Consider the following 17,745-nt stretch of genomic DNA (forward strand, 5'->3'; position numbering starts at 1 on the left):
CGACTCCGCCAACCCCGCCCAGGCCTCCTACTGGATCACCACCGAGGCCCTCGCCGACTGGATCGCCACCCGCGGCTACGCCGCCTGATCCACACCACCAACGACAAGGGCCGGCCCCGAACGGGGCCGGCCCTTGTCGTCGTCTCCGTACCCGGCACGCGGAACACGGCCGGCGGCCCGGGTACCGCCCGGGCAGACACGGCAGCGCGATGCCTGACCAGCAGCAGACCTCAGTAGAGCCGCAGCCGCGCGGCTTGTCGTACCGGTCCGGTCAGCCGCCGGAGTCGGCCAGCTCGGCGCCCTCGGGCACGGTGTCGTCGTCGCGGCTGGCGAGCCAGCCGTCGGGCAGGAAGACCTTGCCGGGCGAGTTGGTGCGCCCGCGCGGCTGGCCGAGCGTGGCGACCGGGAAGGGCTCGGCGGGGTCGAGCTTGCCGAGCAGGTCGTCGAGCTGGGCCAGGCTCTCGATCATCGCCAGCTCGCGGCGCAGCTCGCTGCCCACCGGGAAGCCCTTGAGGTACCAGGCGACGTGCTTGCGGAAGTCGGTGCAGCCGTCCCGTTCGCCCCGCGCGGGGTTGCGCGCGCCCGCGGTGAACTGGTCGACCAGCAGCTCGGCGTGGCGGCGCATGGTCTGCGCGACCTCACCCAGGCTGGGCAGCCGGCGCTCGGGGCTGCCGTTGAACGCGGCCTCCAGGTCGGCGAAGAGCCAGGGGCGACCCAGGCAGCCCCGGCCGATCACCACCCCGTCGACGCCGGTGTGCGCCACCATCCGCAGCGCGTCGTCGGCCTCCCAGATGTCGCCGTTGCCGAGCACCGGCACGTCGAGCGCCTGCTTGAGCGTGGCGATGGCGTCCCAGTCGGCGGTGCCCGAGTAACGCTGCGCCGCCGTACGACCGTGCAGGGCGACCGCCGCCACGCCGGCGTCCTGCGCGGCGAGGCCCGCCTCGACGTACGTCAGGTGGTCGTCGTCGATGCCCTTGCGCATCTTGACCGTGACCGGCACCCCGGCGGGCGACGCGGCGTCCACCGCGGCCCTGACCAGGCGGGCGAAGAGCCGGCGCCGCCACGGCAGCGCGGATCCGCCGCCCTTGCGGGTGACCTTGGGCACGGGGCAGCCGAAGTTGAGGTCGATGTGGTCGGCGAGGTCCTTCTCGACCACGATCCGCACGGCGGCGGCGGTGATCTCGGGGTCGGTGCCGTAGAGCTGGAGGCTGCGGGGGCGCTCGTCCTCGCCGAAGGCGATCATGCGCAGCGTCTTCGGGTTCCGCTCCACCAGCGCGATGGTGGTGATCATCTCGCAGACGTAGATGCCGCCGCCCTGTTCCCGGCAGAGCTGCCGGAAGCCGACGTTGGTGATGCCCGCCATCGGGGCGAGCACCACCGGCGGCCACACCTGGTGCCGCCCGAGGGTCAGCGGGCGCGGTGCGGGAACGGTCGGCACGGTCACCGCACAAGTGTACGGGGCCCCGACCGGCGCTCTTCCGCGCCGACCGGGGCCCCGCCACGCGGCTCAGCAGCCGGGGAGGCGCTCGATCAGGTAGCGCTCGACCTGGTCCAGGGAGATGCGCTCCTGGGCCATGGTGTCCCGGTTCCGCACGGTCACCGCGTTGTCGTCCAGGGTGTCGAAGTCGACCGTCACGCAGAACGGCGTGCCGATCTCGTCCTGACGACGGTAGCGGCGGCCGATCGCCTGCGAGTCGTCGAACTCCACCACCCAGCGCTTGCGCAGGTCCGCGGCGAGGCCCTTCGCCTTGGGCGAGAGCGCCTCGTTGCGCGACAGCGGCAGCACCGCCACCTTGACCGGTGCCAGCCGCGGGTCGAACCGCATCACCGTGCGCTTGTCCACGCCGCCCTTGGTGTTCGGCGCCTCGTCCTCGTCGTACGCCTCGAGCAGGAAGGCCAGCACCGCCCGGGTGAGGCCGGCGGCCGGCTCGATGACGTACGGCACCCAGCGCTCCTGCTTCGTCTGGTCGAAGTAGGACAGGTCGACGCCGGAGTGCTTGCTGTGCGTGGACAGGTCGAAGTCGGTGCGGTTGGCGATGCCCTCCAGCTCCGCGAACTCCGTGCCGCCGAACTGGAAGCGGTACTCGATGTCGACGGTGCGCTTCGAGTAGTGGGAGAGCTTCTCCTTGGGGTGCTCGTAGAAGCGCAGGTTGTCCTCCGACAGGCCCAGGTCGAGGTACCAGTTCCAGCGCTCCTGGAGCCAGTACTCGTGCCACTGCTCGTCGGAGCCCGGCTCGACGAAGAACTCCATCTCCATCTGCTCGAACTCGCGGGTGCGGAAGATGAAGTTGCCCGGGGTGATCTCGTTGCGGAACGACTTGCCGGTCTGCGCGATGCCGAACGGCGGCTTCTTGCGGGCGACCGTCTCGACGTTCTTGTAGTTGACGAAGATGCCCTGCGCGGTCTCCGGGCGCAGGTAGTGCATGCCCTCTTCGCTCTCCACCGGGCCCAGGAAGGTCTTCATCAGACCGTTGAACATCTTCGGCTCGGTGAAGGTGCCCTTGTTGCCGCAGTTCGGGCAGTTCAGCTCGGTCAGCGAGGCCGGCGGCTTGCCGTGCTTGGCCTCGTACGCCTCCTCCAGGTGGTCGGCCCGGAACCGCTTGTGGCAGGACTGACACTCGGTCAGCGGGTCGACGAAGGCGTCGAGGTGGCCGGAGGCGGCCCAGACGTCCCGGGCCAGGATGACGGCGGAGTCGAGGCCGACCACGTCGTCGCGCTGCTGGACCATGGTCTTCCACCACTGTCGGCGGACGTTCTCCTTCAGCTCCACGCCGAGCGGACCGTAGTCCCACGCCGACCGGGTGCCTCCGTAGATCTCGCTGGAGGGGAAGACGAAGCCTCGGCGCTTGGCGAGGCTGACGACGGCGTCGATACGGTCGGCTGGCATGTTTTCCTCCTACGCCGACTGGCGGTCGGCGGGGACGCGGTGAAGGACGGAACGAGCAGTTCGGGACAACGGTACGACCAGCACCAGCCCGAGCCCAGCAGAATACCGGGGGCGGGTCAGTTGACCCCGCACACCTCCATGCCGCCGGTCTGCCGGTCCTGCCCCAGGACGACCTCCTGCCGGTCCTGCCGGCCGCCGGTGTAGGTCACGTCCACCGGCACGGTCAGGGTGGTGGCGTCCACGTCGCCCACCCGGAAGGCGGCGATCTGCGGCTCGGCGGCGACCCGGCGCTCGAACTCCCGCCGCGACTCGCGCCGCTGCGCGTCGTCGCAGAGCTGGTCGTACGCGGCACCGTACTTCCGCTCGACCAGCGCCTGGTAGTAGTCGGTGGAGACGGTGCGCCCCTGCTCCCGCACGGCCTGCACCCCGGTCACCGCCAGGCCCACCACGGCCGCGCCGCCGCCACCGCAGCAGAGCAGCACGGCGAGCGCCCCGGCGCCCAGCCCGAGCCAGAGCCGGGTGTTGCGCCCCTCGGTGGGCGGCGCCGCGAACGGCGGGGCCACCCCGGGGCCGGGCGGCGGGGCGGGCACGCCCGGATCCGCCGGCGGGCCGGGCACGACGGGCGGCTGCGCCCCCTCCTGGCCGGGCAGCGAAGAGTACGGCGGCGGTGCCGCCGATCCGGGAGCGGTCATGAGAGCAATCTAGTGCCCGCGGGCTCAGCGGTACGGACCAGCGGCCCGATCGCTGGCCGCCACGACCACGTCCCCGCCCGGCGCCGCGGTGGCGAGCGCCTCGTACGCGGACGGCTCGTCGACCGACTCGGCGAGCAGCGGCACTGCGGTCACCTTGACGTCGAAGCCGCCGAGGGCACGCCGGTAGGTGCCGACGGACTCCCACTCGGTGACCAGGCACCAGTGGCGCGGGTCGTCCAGCGCCCGGACGAGCTGCCCGCGCAGGTAACCGGGACGGGCCGCGAGCGCGGCGAGGGCGGCGTGCGCCCGCTCGGTGAAGTCGTCGGCGACATCGACGTCCACCACGAACCGGTTCGTCACCAGCACGGGTTCCTCCTCGTAGAGTCTGTGGGATGCAGCGTACGCAGAGCTTCCTGCCGGCCCGGTTGGCGCGGGCGAACCCGACGACGGTGTTCCTGGTCACCCTGGTGCTGGCGCTGGTCGCGTTCTTCACCCCGGGGGTGGTGGGCGGGCTGCTCACCCTGCTGCTCGCCGCGGCCGTCGCCGCGCTGCTGGTCACCACCTGGTCGGTGCAGACGGCGCCGACCCGGGTGATCCGGCTGGTGGTGCTCACCCTGCTGGTCACCGCGGGCCTGGTGAAGCTGCTCTGACATGCAAGCATGCGTTTTTGACAATCATTGTCGTTGTCGCGGAGAGTTCATGTCATGAACATCCGCTCCGCCCCGCGCACCCTGGCCGCCGCCACCACCGCCCTGCTCGCCCTCGGTGGCGTCGCGGCCTGCTCCGACGACGCGGCCGGCACCGACCCGCAGCGGGTCGACGTGGTGGCCGCCTTCTACCCGCTGCAGTTCCTCGCCGAGCGGATCGGCGGCGACGCGGTGAAGGTGACCAACCTGGCCAAGCCCGGTGCCGAGCCGCACGACCTGGAGCTCAACCCGGGGCAGGTCGGCGACGTCAGCCAGGCGGAGCTGGTCGTCTACCTGAAGGGCTTCCAGCCGAACGTGGACGAGGCCGTCGAGCAGAACGCCGGGGAGCGCGCGTTCGACGTGGCCACCGTGCAGCCGCTGCGCGACGCGGCGGCCGGCGGGCACGACCACGACCACGGGCACGAGGGCGAGGCCACCGGGGAGCCCCACGCCGAGGAGAAGGGCGGCGGCAAGGACCCGCACCTCTGGCTCGACCCGACCCGCCTGGCCACCGTCGGCGACAGGCTCGCCGAGCGGCTCGGCAAGGCCGACCCGGAGCGGGCCGCCGACTACACCGCCCGCGCCGCGACGCTGCGCACCGAGCTGGCGAAGCTGGACGCCGACTTCACCGCCGGCCTGAAGACCTGCCAGCGGCGGGAGATCGTGGTCAGCCACACCGCGTTCGGCTACCTGACCGAGCGCTACCAGTTGGAGCAGATCGGCATCACCGGGCTGAGCCCGGAGAACGAGCCGTCCCCGCAGCGCCTCGCCGAGGTGATCGAGGAGGCCCGGGAGCACAAGGCCACGACGATCTTCTTCGAGACGCTGGTGAGCCCGAAGGTGGCCCAGACCATCGCCGACCAGGTCGGCGCGAAGACCGCGGTACTGGACCCGCTGGAAGGGCTGTCGACCGACGACGGCGACTACCTTTCGGTGATGCGCACCAACCTGCAGACCCTCAGGACGGCGTTGAGCTGCTCGTGACATCCCCAGTCATCACCGTCACGCACGGGGTGGTCGGCTACGACGGCCGCCCCGTGCTGCGCGACGTCTCGCTGACCGTGACCGCCGGCGAGGTGGTCGCGGTGCTCGGCGCCAACGGCTCCGGCAAGTCCACCCTGATCCGCGCCGTGCTCGGCCTGGTGCCGCTCAGCTCCGGGTCGGTCACCCTCTTCGACCGCCCGTTGCGCCGGTTCCGGCAGTGGCACCGCGTCGGGTACGTCCCGCAGCGCCTCGGCGCCGGCAGCGGCGTACCGGCCACCGTCCGCGAGGTGGTGGCCTCCGGCCGGCTGGCCCGCCGGGGCGTCCTGCGCCCGCCCGGTCGCGCCGACCGGGCCGCCGTCGACGCGGCGCTGGCGGCGGTCGGGCTCGCCGACCGGGCCCGCGACCCGGTCGCCACGCTCTCCGGTGGGCAGCAGCAGCGCACCCTGATCGCCCGGGCGCTGGCCGGCCAGCCGGAGCTGCTCGTCCTCGACGAGCCGACCGCCGGGGTGGACGCGGCCAGCCAGGAGGCGTTCGCCGGGGCGCTGCACGACTTCGTGGGCGGCGGCGGCACGGTGCTGCTGGTGGCCCACGAGCTCGGGCCGCTGCGGCCGCTGATCAGCCGGGCGGTCGTCGTGCACCAGGGTGGGATCTGCCACGACGGCGCGGTGCCCGAACCCGCCGGCCACCACGCGGAGCCCGACCACGACCACGTGCACCCGCACGGTCCCGACGAGCCCGCCGGGCTGTGGAGCAGCTGAGATGGAACTCTTCCAGTACCCCTACATGCAGCGCGCCCTGATCGGCGCGCTGGTCATCGGCCTGGCGGCGCCGGCGCTCGGCATCTACCTGGTGCAGCGGCGGCTCGCGCTGATCGGCGACGGGGTCGGGCACGTGGCGCTCACCGGCGTCGGCGCGGGCCTGCTGCTCAACCGGTCCCCCGTGCTGGTCGCGGTGGTCGTGGCGACCGTCGGCGCGATCACCATCGAGGTGGTCCGCTCGCGCGGGCGCACCTCCGGCGACCTGGCGTTGGCCCTGCTCTTCTACGGCGGCATAGCCGGCGGCGTGATGCTGGTGGGGCTCTCCGACAGCACCAGCTCCAGCCTCAACTCCTACCTCTTCGGATCGCTGAGCACCATCCCCACGGGCGACCTGGTCACCATCGCGGTGCTCGGCGGCGCGATCCTGGTCACCATGCTGGGGCTGCGTCCCGCGCTCTTCGCGGTCTGCCACGACGAGGAGTACGCGCGGGTCTCCGGGCTGCCGGTGCGCACGCTCAACCTGCTGCTCGCGGTGGCCACCGCGGTCACCGTGACGATCGCCATGCGGGCGGTCGGCGTGCTGCTGATCAGCGCGCTGATGGTCGTGCCGGTGGCCACGGCGCAGCAGGTCACGCGCGGGTTCCGCAGCACGATGGCGGCGGCCATGACGCTCGGCCTCTTCGCCGCCGGTTCCGGGGTCTGGGTCGCCGCCAACGCCGACACCGCCCCCGGCGCGTCGGTGGTGCTGATGGCGATCGCCTCGTTCGCGGTCGTCGCGATGCTCGGCGCGGGCTGGCGGGCGGTGCGCCGGCGGCGCGTGCCGGCCGCCGCCCCGGCCCCCGAGCCGCACGAGGTCGTGCTCCGCTGATCCTGGTCGGCGAGGTGCCGATGGGATTGGTTACCGTTACAGGGTGACCAGCGGATCAGGCTACGACGCCTTCGAGGGGGCGAGCGAGCTGCTGCGTGCCCTGTCGGCGCCGATCCGGCTGGCCATCGTCAGCGAGCTCGCCGAGGGCGAACGCTGCGTGCACGAGCTGGTGGACAAGCTCGGCGCCGCGCAGCCGCTGGTCTCCCAGCACCTGCGGGTGCTGCGGGGTGCCGGCGTGGTGCGCGGCTCGCGGCGGGGGCGCGAGATCGCGTACGCCCTCGTCGACGAGCACGTCGCGCACATCGTGGCCGACGCGGTCAGCCACGCCGGGGAGGGGTCATGACGAGTTCGGCGGTCCGCAACACCCGGCAGCGCTCGGCGGTCAGCGCGCTGCTCGCCGAGGTGGAGGGCTTCCACAGCGCGCAGGAGCTGCACGCGATGCTGCGCGAGCGCGGCGAGCGGGTCGGGCTGACCACGGTCTACCGCACCCTCCAGGGGCTCGCCGACGCGGGCGAGATCGACGTGATGCGCCCGCCGGGCGGCGAGCACCTCTACCGCCGGTGCAGCGAGGGGCACCACCACCACCTGGTCTGCCGCGGCTGCGGCCGCACCGTGGAGGTGGCCGGGCCGGCGGTGGAGAGCTGGGCGGAGCGGGTGGCGGCGCAGCACGGCTACGCCGACGTCAGCCACACCCTGGAGATCTTCGGCACCTGCCCGGCCTGCGCCCGCTGAGACCCGCCAGGCAGAAGCCGTAGCGGGGCCGGACGGGCACGGCGGTGCCGGCCGGCCGCGCCGGATGCCCGGAACGGTCGCGCGTGGCACGCTGTCCGGCGTGAAGATCTACGCCGATCGCTTCCCGACCGCCGTCCGACAGTTGATCACCGACCTGCTCGTCGTCGCCTGGGTGTACGGCGCGGTCCGCGGCGCGCTGTGGCTGCACGACCTCGTCCAGAAGCTGGCCGTACCCGGGCAGAAGCTGGAGGGGGCCGGCGGCGGCCTGGCCGACAACCTGGCCGAGGCGGGCGGCAAGGTCGGCCGGGTGCCGCTGGTGGGCGACGAGCTGACCGCACCCTTCGAGCGGGCCGCCGGCGCCGCCCGGTCGCTGGCCGAGGCCGGACGGGACCAGCAGGAGCTGGTCGACCAGCTCGCCCTCGCGCTGGCCGTCGCCGTGCTGGTCTTCCCGCTCGGCCTGGTGCTCTTCGGCTGGCTGCCGCTGCGGGTGCGCTGGATGCGCCGGGCCGCCTCGGCGGCCCGGCTGGCCGCCGTGCCGGCCGGCCGGGACCTGCTCGCCCTGCGGGCGTTGGCCACCCAGCCGCTCGGGCGGCTGACCCGGATCGCGCCCGACGTGGCCGAGGCGTGGCGGCGCGGCGACGACGCCACCGTCGACGCGCTCGCCGCACTGGAGCTGCGCCAACTCGGCCTGCGGGCCAGCCGTTAAGGTCGTCGGGTGTTCTACTTCCTGGTCGTCATCGCCATCCTGCTGCTCGGCTACGCCGCCGTCCTGGTCAACTTCGTCCGCAAGGGCCGCAAGATCCCACCGGCGGCGTACCTGGGGCTGGCCGTGCTCAACGGGCTGATCCTCGCGGCGATCCTGGCCTGGGCGATCGCCCGCTGACCCGCCCGGGTGCCGGGGTCCGACCGGCCCGGCACCCGGGCGGGTGTCACGCCGAGGGCGGGATGCGGCGGCGGACGTCGGGGGCGGCGGACGGGCCGGGCGACCAGCGCGCCACCCAGGGCAGGTCGTCGGCCGGGGTGACCACCCCCTCCTCCAGGCCGGCGTAGCGCCCGGCCAGGATCCGCTTCGCGGCGGCCGTGTCGACCGAGTCGGTGTTGTCCCACAGGGCGGTGAAGAGCGCGTCGACCCGGACCCGGGCCTGCCGGCAGAACAGGTCGGCCAGCTCGACGTTCTCCGGCCGGGTGTCCCGCTCGGCGTAGGCGCGCACGCAGACCGCGGACATCGCGAACAGCTCCGCGCCGATGTCCACCACCCGGCCGAGGAACGCCTGCTTGCGCTCCATCTTCCCCTGCCACCGGGACATCGCGTAGAACGTCGACCGGGCCAGCTTGCGCGAGGCGCGCTCGACCTGCCGCAGGTGGCCGGCGAGCGGGCCGAACTCGCCGTACGCCGACGGGCGCTGGCCCTTGCCGACGGCCAGGGTGGGCAGCCACTTCGCGTAGAAGACGCCGGCCCGCGCGCCGGCCTTCGCCTTGCGGCCGAGCCCGGCGTCCGGGTCGATGATGTCGCCGGCGACGGACAGGTGCGCGTCGACCGCCTCCCGGGCGATCAGCAGGTGCATGATCTCGGTCGAGCCCTCGAAGATCCGGTTGATCCGCAGGTCGCGCAGCAACTGCTCGACCGCGGCCGGGCGCTCGCCCCGCGCCGCCAGCGAGTCGGCCGTCTCGTAGCCGCGACCGCCCCGGATCTGGATCAGCTCGTCGGCGATCTTCCAGGCCATCTCGCTGGCGTAGAGCTTGACCAGCGCCGCCTCGATCCGGATGTCGTTGCGGTCGTCGTCGGCCAGCAGGCAGCACAGGTCGAGCATGGTCTCCATGCCGTACGTCGTCGCGGCGATGAAGGAGAGCTTCTGGGCCACCGCCTCGTGCTCGCCGACGGGCCGGCCCCACTGCACCCGGTCGGCGGCCCACTCCCGGGCCACGTTCAACGCCCACTTGCCGGCGCCCACACACATGGCCGGCAGCGACAACCGCCCGGTGTTCAGGGTGGTCAGCGCGATCTTCAGGCCCTTGCCCTCGCCGCCGATGACGTTCTCCTTCGGCACGAAGACGTCGTGGAAGCGGGTGAGGCTGTTCTCCAGGCCGCGCAGGCCGACGAAGGCGTTGCGCCGCTCGATCGTGATGCCCTCGGCGTCGCCCTCGACGACGAAGGCGGTGATGCCGCCACGCCGCCCCTCGGCGGCGGGGACCCGGGCCATCACCACGAGCAGGGTGGCGACGGTGCCGTTGGTGGCCCAGAGCTTCACCCCGTTGAGCCGGTAGCCGGTGCCGTCGGGGGTCGGCTCGGCGGTGGTGGCCAGCCGGGCCGGGTCGGAGCCGACGTCCGGCTCGGTGAGCAGGAACGCGGACACCTCGCCGGCGGCGAGGCGGGGCAGGAAGCGCTGCTTCTGCTCGGCGGTGCCGAACATCTTCAGCGGCTGCGGCACCCCGATGGACTGGTGCGCCGACAGCAGCGCGCCGATCGCCGGGCTGACCGAGCCGGCCAGCATGAGCGCGCGGCAGTAGTGCAGGTTGCTCAGCCCGAGCCCGCCGTACGACCGGTCGACCTTCATGCCGAACGCGCCGAGCCGGGCCAGGCCGTGGAACACGTCGTCCGGGATGGACGCGTCCCGTTCGATGGCCGCCCCGTCCACCTCGGCGGTGAGGAACTCGCGGAACCGGCCGAGGAACTCGTCGGCCCGGGCGACGTCCGCCGCGTCCGGGCGCGGCCAGGGGTCGATCAGGTCGAGTCGGAGGCGGCCGAGGAAGAGTTCCTTGCCGAAGCTGGGTCGGTCCCACGAGGACTCGCGGGCCGCCTCGGCGACCTGGCGGGCCTCCTTCTCGGAGACCTGTCCCGCCTCCTTCGGCAGCGGCCCGGCCACGCCGGCCGTCGACCTGCCTTCGGCTGCGGCCGTCGCGGCCTGCCCGGGGCCGGCCGCCGCGCCCCCGGACGGTGCGGGCCGGTCGACGGCGGCCGCCGGCACGCCTGCGGTGTCCTTCGCCGCGGGCTGGTCGGCGCCGGATCCGTCCGGCGTGGGTCGGCTGTTCTGCGTCGTGGTCACGGCTGCCCCCTCGAACCTCGGTCCGGCTGTTCGACGTGCTCGACAAACAGCACGCTACCCCCGGGTGTTACCCAGGGGTAGCGTTCGGTAAAGATCGAGTTTCGTCGACCCGGGTCAGTCGCCGGGTAGGTGCCGCGGGTCGTCGTCCTCGTCGTCGATGTCGTCCTCGCCCCAGTTGCGCCGGGCGAACGGCAGGAACACCCAGAAGGTGAGGAACCAGATCGCCGTGGCGCCGCTGAGCAGCAGGGCGACACCCCGGTCCAGCACGAAGTCGGTGATCAGCAGCACCGCGCTGACCATCGAGATCAGCATGAAGGCGAGGCCGGCGCTGGCCATCCGATGGGCGAACCGGACCAGCTCCGGCTTGCGGCCCTGCCGGAACAGCGCGCGGTGGAACGCCACCGGGGAAATGATCATCGCGGTCGCGGCGGCGGCCGCGAGCAACGAGACGATGTAGACGTCCTTCTGGAAACCGCTCGTCCTGGTGAACCCGTTGCTGAACGGCAGGGTCAGCAGGAAGGCGAAGAGGATCTGCACACCGGTCTGCGCGACCCGCAGTTCCTGCAACAGGTCGGCGAAGTTGCGCTGCCAGCGCTGCCGCTCGGTTTCCTTGGACACGGGCTACCTCCGGTCAGACGGTACTGCCGACGGGGGTGCGCCCGTCGGCAGCAACGCTGATGCCCCACCGACGGAGCCGCGAAACCGGCTCACGTCGCCCGCGCGAGCTGGACGAGCGGACGCCCGGGAGTGCCCGGCGGACGCCGGCCCGCTCCGCTCAGGAGCCGCGGCGGATCCGGCCGGCGTACCGGGCCTCCAGGGCGTTGTTGTGCTCGTCGCCGCCGGCGATGTTGGCCGACAGGTAGACCGGAGGCCGCTGCCCCGCGGCGAGCAGCCGCGCCACCACCTCGACCGTGATCTGCTGCGCCAGCAGCGCCGCGGTGATCGACGAGACCGCGCCGACCGCGCCGCCGCCGGGCAGCGGCAGCGTCGCGTCGCCGTACGGGGCGCCGTTGTCGAGCACCACGTCGGCGACGTCGGCGAGCTTGCGCCCCGACGGGTGGCGCGAGGTCATCTGCCCGGAGTGCTGCGCCGAGGTGATCGCGACCAGCCCGTGCCCCTTCTCCTTGACCAGGGACGCGAACTCCACCATCGCGCCGTTGACGCCGGAGTTGGAGGCCAGCACGAAGACGTCCCCGGGGCTGACGGGGGCCAGCTCGTAGAGGCGGTGCGCCACCGACGGATCGCGTTCGAGCAGCGGCCCGAGCACGTCGGCCGGCGCGCCGCCGACCAGCACCAGGTCCCGCAGGGCGATCCGGTTGGTGGGCACCAGCCCGCCGGCCCGGCCCGCGATCTCCATCGCCAACGCCTCCGAGTGGCCGGTGCCGAACGCGTGGACCACCCCGTCGGCGCGCACCGCGTCGGCGATCAGGTCGGCGGCCCGCCCCACCGCCCCGCGCTGGCTCGTGGCCACCCGCCGCATCGTCTCGGTCACCACGGCCAGGTAGTCCTCGGCGCTCACCGTCATGTCTCTCCTCCGTCCATGTCGTACGTCCGTCGGGAACGCCCCCCGGCGGGGCGACGCCGCACCGGTCAGACCGGGCCCCGCACCCGGGCCAGGATCGCCTCGGCCAGCGGGGCGGGCGCCTCGTCGGGGATCCAGTGGCTCACCCCGGGCAGCTCGACGAAGCGGTAGTCGGCGCTCACGTGGCCGGCGCACGCCTCGGCCGCGGTCCGGCCGATCGCGATGTCGCGGTCGCTCCACACGAAGGTGGTCGGCACCGGCACCGGCCCGGTGGCCGCCATCTCCCGCCGGGACATCGCCCGGTACCAGTTCAGCGCCGCCGTCAGCGCGCCGGCTTCGCGCATCGGGTCCGCGTACGCGGCCACCCGCTCGGCGTCGCCGACCCCGTGCAGCATCCGGCGCAACCCGGTCGCGCCCAGCGCCAGCAGCGCCTTCTCCGCCCGGCCCGGCTTGCGGAACAGCACGATGTACGCCGAACGCGCCTGCTGCCCCGGGTCCTCGGCCAGCGCGTGCGCCATCGCGGCGGGGTGCGGCACGGAGACCGCGGTCAGCGTCCGGACCCGCTCCGGGTGGCGGGCGGCCAGGTCCCAGGCCACCAGCGCGCCCCAGTCGTGCCCCACGAGGTGCGCCGCGTCGACGCCCAGCGCGTCCAGCAGGGCCACCGCGTCGGCCACCAGCTCCGGCATCCGGTACGCCTCGACCGCCTCGGGCCGCGCGCCCGGCGAGTAACCGCGCTGGTCCGGCGCGTACGTGCGCAGGCCGGCGGCGTGCAGCGGCGGGACGACGTCGTCCCACTCCCCGCCGTGTTGGGGAAAGCCGTGCAGCAGCAGGACGGGCACGCCGCCCTCGGGACCGCCGACGCGTACGTCGAACGTGAGCCCGCGCGCCTCGATCCGCATGATCGCCAGCCTACCCAGGGCGGGCGGGGTCACTCGTACGGGCGTTTGGGGGTGGGCACCTGCCGCCAGGACTCCACGTCGAGGTAGGGGATCTCGGCGTCGTTGACCGGGTCCCGGGCGATGCGGTCGCTGTAGCGGCCGGTCACCTCGATCCAGGTGTCGTCGGCGAGCCCTTCGGGGACGGCGCCGGTCAGGCCCAGCTTGACCGGCCGCCCGTCGGCCGCGCAGCAGGAGAGCACCATCCGGGCCAGGAGCGGTCGGCCGTCGGGGCCGGTGGTGACGAAACCGGTCAGCCGGACCCGGCGCCCGCCGAGCGACGCGCCCCGGTCGAACAGCGCCCGCGAGGCGTAGTCGAGCACGCCGACCTGCGCCGGGTCGCCGTCGGGCAGGGGCGGGTAGTCGGACGGCTGTTGCCGGGCGGAGAGCGCGGTGCCGGCCTGCCCGGCCGCGTACGAGCCGAGGGCGGGCGGGGCGACCAGGAGCAGACCCAGCGCCGGCAGGATCAGCAACCAGCCGATCCGCGGCTCGTGGTGGCCGTGCCCGTGGTCGGCGGCGTCGTCCAAGCCGGCGCGACGGAGGGCGGGACGCAGCTCGTACCAGAGGGTCATGACCGCGGCGACGACCAGCAGCAGGCCCGCGGCGACCAGGAAGGGACGCAGCCCCTCCTTGACGTAGCGCAGGTAGAGGTCGGTGAGGCTGGCCCGGACCACGGCGCCCCCGAGCAGCAGCAGGACGACGGCCTGCGCCTGCCGGTTCACAGCAGCACCGCCCCGGTCGCGGCGGCGACCGCGACGGCCACCGCGAAGGTGGCCGGGGCGAACCGCAGCGCGAACCGGCGGCCGAAGACGCCGGTCTGCATCGCGATGAGCTTGAGGTCGACCATCGGCCCCACCACCAGGAAGACCAGTCGGGCGGTCAGCGAGAACTGCGACAGCGAGGCGGCCACGAAGGCGTCGGCCTCCGAGCAGAGGGAGAGCAGCACCGCGAGCACGGCCAGCGCGAGCACCGAGAGCACCGGGTGCTCGGCGAGCGTCTGCAACCAGCGCTCGGGCACGACGACGTTGATGGTGGCGGCGGCCGCCGCGCCGACCACCAGGAACCCGCCGGCGTGGGTGACGTCGTGCCGGACCGCCGCCCAGAACGCCCGCCCGCGCGGGCCGTCGTCCAGCTCCGGCCGGCGCGGCAGCCGGATCCAGTCGGCCCGGCCGAGGCGCAGCCACAGCCACCCCATCACCATCGCGACGACCAGGCTCGCGACGCCGCGGCCGAGGACCATCTCCGGGGCGTCGGGGAAGGCCACCGCGGTGGCGGTGAGCACGATCGGGTTGATGGCCGGGGCGGCGAGCAGGAAGGCCAGCGCGGCGGCCGGGGTGACCCCGCGCCGGATCAGCGACCCGGCGATCGGCACGGACCCGCACTCGCAGCCGGGCAGCACCACGCCGGCCGCGCTCGCCACGGGCACCGCGAGCGCGGGGTGCCGGGGCAGCGCCCGGGCCCAGAACGACCGGGGCACGAAGACCGCGATCACGGCGGAGAGGACCACCCCGAAGACCAGGAACGGCACCGCCTGCACCATGATCGAGACGAAGACGGTGGTCCAGGTCTGCAGCCGGGGCGCGGACAGGGCCCCGGCGAGCGGCTCACGGAAGACGACCAGCAGGACCAGCAGGCCCGCGAGCACCTCGACCGACCCGACCCGCCAGGCGCTCCCGCCACCCGCCGGCTCCTGCGGGGGTACGCCCGACGCGGCCACGCGCTCCCGTCGCCGCGGCCCGGCCGCCGGCGCGGTGTGGTGGTCGGTCCGCCCCGTCACGCACCCGTCCCTCCGCCCGTCCCGACTGGCCGCCTGAGACTACCTGCCGACTGGGATGTCTCGATGGATACGGCGGGCTCCCCGCCGTATCCATCGACCCTGGGGTGTTCTCCTGGCGCCGGTGACGGTCGCGCCGCCGGCGTCACGGTCGTGGCCGCCGCCACCAGGGCGCCCGCCCGTCCGGGAAGTCCCGGCCCCAGGCCGCCCGGGCCCGCAGCTTGGCGTAGAGAGCCAGCGACGCCGAGGCGCCGAGGCCCAGCACGACGAGGAAGAACCAGAGCACGGTGCCGAGGTCGCCCCGACCCGCCGCGGACACGATCACGATCACTGCGATCGGCAGCACGCCGACCACCGTTCCCGCCAGGGTCAGGGCGAGGGTGCGCTCCGGCTTCTCAGGGGTGGCCACGAGCGGAGCCTCGCACGAGGGCGCAAGCACGGACGGTGGGCAAGCCGGTCGCCGGCCGCGTCCGGGATGACCTGCGGAAAGATCACTTTGCCCGATGATCTTCAAAGGTGTTAGCGTCGGCGCGACAACTTCACATCCGACAGGGGAGCGCACAGCGCTGAGAGTGCGGGCACCGCCCGCAGACCCTCGAACCTGATCTGGGTAATGCCAGCGCAGGGAGTTCGGTCGACCTCCAGCCGCGCCGCCGTCCGGGCACACCGGGCGCGGCGTGCGTCCTCTCCTGGTTCGCGTTCAGGACTGGGAGCAATCATGCGAGACAACACGACCACCCGGTGGCGCACACTCGACGTCGTCATCGCCGCGGTGATCGCGGTGGCGTTCGGCGTCATCTTCTGGGCCTGGGGCCTGCTGTGGCGGGCCGTCGACCCGGCGTTCGCGTTCTTCCCGGCCGGCCAGGCGATCATGTACGGCGTCTGGCTGGTCCCGGCCGTGCTCGGCGGCCTGGTGATCCGCAAGCCCGGCGCGGCGCTCTTCTGCGAGGCGGTGGCGGCGACGGTCTCCGCGCTGCTCGGCTCGGAGTGGGGCGGCATCACCATCGTCCAGGGCCTCATCCAGGGGCTCGGCGCCGAGGTGGCCTTCGCCGCGTTCCGGTACCGCTCGTTCCGGCTGCCCACCGCGCTGCTCGCCGGCGCGCTGACCGGCCTCGGCGCGGCGCTGTTCGACTTCTTCGTCTGGAACGTCGACTACGCGCTCGGCAGCTACCGGGTCCCGTACGCCCTGCTCACCGTCGTCAGCGCCGCCGCCGTCGCCGGTGCCGGCGGCTGGGCCCTCACCCGCGCCCTGGCGGGCACCGGCGTCCTGGACCGCTTCCCCGCCGGCCGCGAACGCGCCGCCGTCTGACCCGCACCACCGGAATCGGGGTTGATCATGAGGGGAACGGCGACGTGGATCTCCGTGGGTGCCGCCAACCTCATGATCGACGCCCGCACGTGGGCCGGAAGGGGGACGACGTGGGGGCGGTGACGCTGCGGGGGTTCGGGTGGCGGCACGCCGGGCGCCGGGCGTGGGCCGTGCGCGGGGTGGACCTGCGCGTCGAGGCGGGCGAGCGGGTGCTGCTGCTCGGGCCGTCGGGCGCCGGCAAGAGCACCCTGCTCGCCGCGCTGGCCGGGCTGCTGCCCGAGGACTCGGGCGAGCAGGAGGGCACCGTCGAGATCGACGGGCTCGACCCCCGCAAGGGCCGGGAACGGGTCGGCATCGTCTTCCAGGACCCGGAGACCCAGCTCGTGATGGCCCGCAGCGGCGACGACGTGGCGTTCGGCCTGGAGAACCGGGGGGTCCCCGCCGAGGAGATCTGGCCCCGCGTCGACGAGGCGCTGGCCCGGGTCGGCTTCCCGTACCACCGGGACCGGCCCACCGCAGCCCTCTCCGGCGGCGAGCAGCAACGCCTCGCGCTGGCCGGGGTGCTGGCCCTGCGGCCCGGGCTGCTGCTGCTCGACGAACCGACCGCCAACCTGGACCCGACCGGCGCCGCGCTCGTCCGCGCAGCGGTGGCCGGCGCGCTGGACGCCGACACCACCCTGATCCTGGTCGAGCACCGGGTCGCCGAGGCGCTGCCGCTGGTCGACCGGGTGGTCGTGCTCGAACCGGGCGGCGGCGTCCGCGCGGACGGCACGCCCCGGGCCGTCTTCGGCGCCCACGGCGACGCGCTCGCCGCCGCGGGCGTCTGGGTGCCCGGCCGGCCCGTGCCGCCCCGCCACGCCACCGCGCCGGCCGGCGACCTGCTGGTCACCGCCGACCGGCTCGGCCTGCCGCCCCGGCTGGCCGCCGTCGACCTGGCGGTACGCGCCGGCGAGGCGCTCGCCGTGCTCGGCCCGAACGGGGCCGGGAAGTCGACCCTCGCGCTGCTGCTCGGCGGGCTGCTCAAGCCGGGAACCGGCCAGGTCGTGGCGACGGCGGCACTGGCCGGCTCCGACGCCCGCACTCCCCCGCACCGCTGGCGCGCCCCGGCGCTGGCCCGGCGGATCGGCTCGGTCTTCCAGGACCCGGAGCACCAGTTCGTCGCCACCACCGTCTTCGACGAGCTGGCCCTCGGCCCGCGCCGCACCGGCCAGCACGAGACGGCGGTCCGGTCCACCGTGGACGACCTGCTGTCCCGGCTGCGGTTGACGAAGCTCGCCGCGGCCAACCCGTACACCCTCTCCGGTGGGGAGGCGCGGCGGCTGAGCGTGGCGACGGCCCTGGCCACCGCGCCCCGCCTGCTCGTCTGCGACGAACCCACCTTCGGTCAGGACCGGCGGACCTGGCTGGAGCTGGTGGACCTCTTCGCCGAGCTGCGCGACGCCGGGCACGGCGTGGTCGCCGTCACCCACGACCCGGAGTTCGTCGCCGCCCTGGCCGACCGGCGCGTCACCCTGGAGCGGCCGTGACCAGCTCACCTACCGCGCCGGCCGCCCA

Annotated in this window: 21 protein-coding genes, 1 pseudogene and 1 riboswitch; of the genes and pseudogenes, 11 read left to right on the forward strand and 11 right to left on the reverse strand. The window is 74.0% G+C overall.

Annotation, left to right across the window (positions count from 1 at the left end):
- Positions 1 to 88, forward strand: a pseudogene (locus ABT006_RS26705) (C39 family peptidase); the annotation flags it as partial.
- A 183-nt stretch (positions 89 to 271) separates the two neighbouring features.
- On the opposite strand, the gene dusB reads toward ABT006_RS26705, so the two are convergent.
- From dusB to ABT006_RS26725, 4 genes are all read right to left on the reverse strand, one after another.
- Positions 272 to 1,444, reverse strand: coding sequence for a tRNA dihydrouridine synthase DusB (dusB, locus tag ABT006_RS26710; protein ID WP_350710734.1), 1,173 nt, complete (start codon positions 1,442 to 1,444; stop codon positions 272 to 274).
- Positions 1,445 to 1,507: 63 nt separating this feature from the next.
- A complete protein-coding gene (locus ABT006_RS26715) occupies positions 1,508 to 2,887 on the reverse strand; it encodes a glycine--tRNA ligase (RefSeq protein ID WP_350710736.1) in 1,380 nt (459 codons plus the stop codon).
- A gap of 116 nt (positions 2,888 to 3,003) precedes the next feature.
- Positions 3,004 to 3,477, reverse strand: a complete 474-nt coding sequence (locus tag ABT006_RS26720) for an Rv0361 family membrane protein (RefSeq protein ID WP_350710893.1) — start codon at positions 3,475 to 3,477, stop codon at positions 3,004 to 3,006.
- Positions 3,478 to 3,603: 126 nt separating this feature from the next.
- The gene (locus ABT006_RS26725) at positions 3,604 to 3,945 is read right to left on the reverse strand and encodes an antibiotic biosynthesis monooxygenase family protein (protein WP_350710738.1); all 342 of its coding nucleotides are present in this window, start codon (positions 3,943 to 3,945) and stop codon (positions 3,604 to 3,606) included.
- A 26-nt stretch (positions 3,946 to 3,971) separates the two neighbouring features.
- On the opposite strand from ABT006_RS26725, the gene ABT006_RS26730 reads away from it, so the two are divergent.
- The 8 genes from ABT006_RS26730 (at position 3,972) to ABT006_RS26765 (ending at position 8,490) form a co-directional block, all read left to right on the forward strand.
- Entirely contained in the window at positions 3,972 to 4,229 is a 258-nt protein-coding gene (locus tag ABT006_RS26730; protein WP_350710740.1) for a hypothetical protein, read from the forward strand.
- Positions 4,230 to 4,283: 54 nt separating this feature from the next.
- The gene (locus ABT006_RS26735) at positions 4,284 to 5,249 is read left to right on the forward strand and encodes a metal ABC transporter substrate-binding protein (protein ID WP_350710742.1); all 966 of its coding nucleotides are present in this window, start codon (positions 4,284 to 4,286) and stop codon (positions 5,247 to 5,249) included.
- Positions 5,246 to 6,007 (forward strand): metal ABC transporter ATP-binding protein, encoded by a 762-nt coding sequence (locus tag ABT006_RS26740; RefSeq protein WP_350710744.1) that lies wholly within the window; start codon positions 5,246 to 5,248, stop codon positions 6,005 to 6,007. Before ABT006_RS26735 ends, ABT006_RS26740 begins: the two co-directional genes overlap by 4 nt.
- A 1-nt stretch (position 6,008) precedes the next feature.
- Positions 6,009 to 6,875, forward strand: a complete 867-nt coding sequence (locus ABT006_RS26745; protein ID WP_350710745.1) for a metal ABC transporter permease — start codon at positions 6,009 to 6,011, stop codon at positions 6,873 to 6,875.
- 43 nt (positions 6,876 to 6,918) lie between these two features.
- On the forward strand, positions 6,919 to 7,218 hold the full coding sequence (locus ABT006_RS26750; protein ID WP_350710747.1) for an ArsR/SmtB family transcription factor: 300 nt from the start codon (positions 6,919 to 6,921) through the stop codon (positions 7,216 to 7,218).
- Complete coding sequence (locus ABT006_RS26755) at positions 7,215 to 7,607, forward strand: Fur family transcriptional regulator (protein ID WP_350710749.1); 393 nt, start codon at positions 7,215 to 7,217, stop codon at positions 7,605 to 7,607. The genes ABT006_RS26750 and ABT006_RS26755 overlap by 4 nt, the downstream gene beginning before the upstream one ends.
- A 100-nt stretch (positions 7,608 to 7,707) precedes the next feature.
- Positions 7,708 to 8,313 (forward strand): hypothetical protein, encoded by a 606-nt coding sequence (locus tag ABT006_RS26760; protein WP_350710751.1) that lies wholly within the window; start codon positions 7,708 to 7,710, stop codon positions 8,311 to 8,313.
- A 9-nt stretch (positions 8,314 to 8,322) separates the two neighbouring features.
- A complete protein-coding gene (locus ABT006_RS26765; protein ID WP_350710753.1) occupies positions 8,323 to 8,490 on the forward strand; it encodes a hypothetical protein in 168 nt (55 codons plus the stop codon).
- 46 nt (positions 8,491 to 8,536) lie between these two features.
- On the opposite strand, the gene ABT006_RS26770 is transcribed toward ABT006_RS26765, so the two are convergent.
- From ABT006_RS26770 to ABT006_RS26800, 7 genes are all read right to left on the reverse strand, one after another.
- Positions 8,537 to 10,651, reverse strand: a complete 2,115-nt coding sequence (locus tag ABT006_RS26770; protein ID WP_502891026.1) for an acyl-CoA dehydrogenase family protein — start codon at positions 10,649 to 10,651, stop codon at positions 8,537 to 8,539.
- 114 nt (positions 10,652 to 10,765) lie between these two features.
- Entirely contained in the window at positions 10,766 to 11,269 is a 504-nt protein-coding gene (locus ABT006_RS26775; RefSeq protein ID WP_350710755.1) for a DUF6328 family protein, read from the reverse strand.
- Between the two features lie 157 nt (positions 11,270 to 11,426).
- Positions 11,427 to 12,176 carry a sugar isomerase domain-containing protein gene (locus tag ABT006_RS26780; RefSeq protein ID WP_350710756.1) on the reverse strand — a complete coding sequence of 250 codons (750 nt, stop codon included), beginning with the start codon at positions 12,174 to 12,176 and terminating at the stop codon, positions 11,427 to 11,429.
- A gap of 65 nt (positions 12,177 to 12,241) precedes the next feature.
- Positions 12,242 to 13,072 carry an alpha/beta fold hydrolase gene (locus ABT006_RS26785; RefSeq protein WP_350710758.1) on the reverse strand — a complete coding sequence of 277 codons (831 nt, stop codon included), beginning with the start codon at positions 13,070 to 13,072 and terminating at the stop codon, positions 12,242 to 12,244.
- A 29-nt stretch (positions 13,073 to 13,101) separates the two neighbouring features.
- Entirely contained in the window at positions 13,102 to 13,830 is a 729-nt protein-coding gene (locus ABT006_RS26790) for a TIGR03943 family putative permease subunit (RefSeq protein WP_350710760.1), read from the reverse strand.
- A complete protein-coding gene (locus tag ABT006_RS26795) occupies positions 13,827 to 14,825 on the reverse strand; it encodes a permease (protein ID WP_350710897.1) in 999 nt (332 codons plus the stop codon). The genes ABT006_RS26790 and ABT006_RS26795 overlap by 4 nt, the downstream gene beginning before the upstream one ends.
- 202 nt (positions 14,826 to 15,027) lie before the next feature.
- The gene (locus ABT006_RS26800; protein ID WP_350710762.1) at positions 15,028 to 15,291 is read right to left on the reverse strand and encodes a hypothetical protein; all 264 of its coding nucleotides are present in this window, start codon (positions 15,289 to 15,291) and stop codon (positions 15,028 to 15,030) included.
- Positions 15,292 to 15,422: 131 nt separating this feature from the next.
- Positions 15,423 to 15,528: riboswitch (TPP riboswitch) on the forward strand.
- A gap of 72 nt (positions 15,529 to 15,600) precedes the next feature.
- Between ABT006_RS26800 and ABT006_RS26805 the strand changes: the two genes are divergently transcribed.
- Both ABT006_RS26805 and ABT006_RS26810 read left to right on the forward strand, forming a co-directional pair.
- Positions 15,601 to 16,191 carry an ECF transporter S component gene (locus tag ABT006_RS26805; protein WP_350710764.1) on the forward strand — a complete coding sequence of 197 codons (591 nt, stop codon included), beginning with the start codon at positions 15,601 to 15,603 and terminating at the stop codon, positions 16,189 to 16,191.
- Positions 16,192 to 16,301: 110 nt separating this feature from the next.
- Positions 16,302 to 17,717, forward strand: coding sequence for an ABC transporter ATP-binding protein (locus ABT006_RS26810; protein WP_350710766.1), 1,416 nt, complete (start codon positions 16,302 to 16,304; stop codon positions 17,715 to 17,717).
- The last annotated feature ends 28 nt before the right edge of the window (positions 17,718 to 17,745 follow it).

Origin of the sequence: Micromonospora sp. NPDC002717, assembly GCF_040295705.1 — a bacterium.
Classification (GTDB): domain Bacteria; phylum Actinomycetota; class Actinomycetes; order Mycobacteriales; family Micromonosporaceae; genus Micromonospora.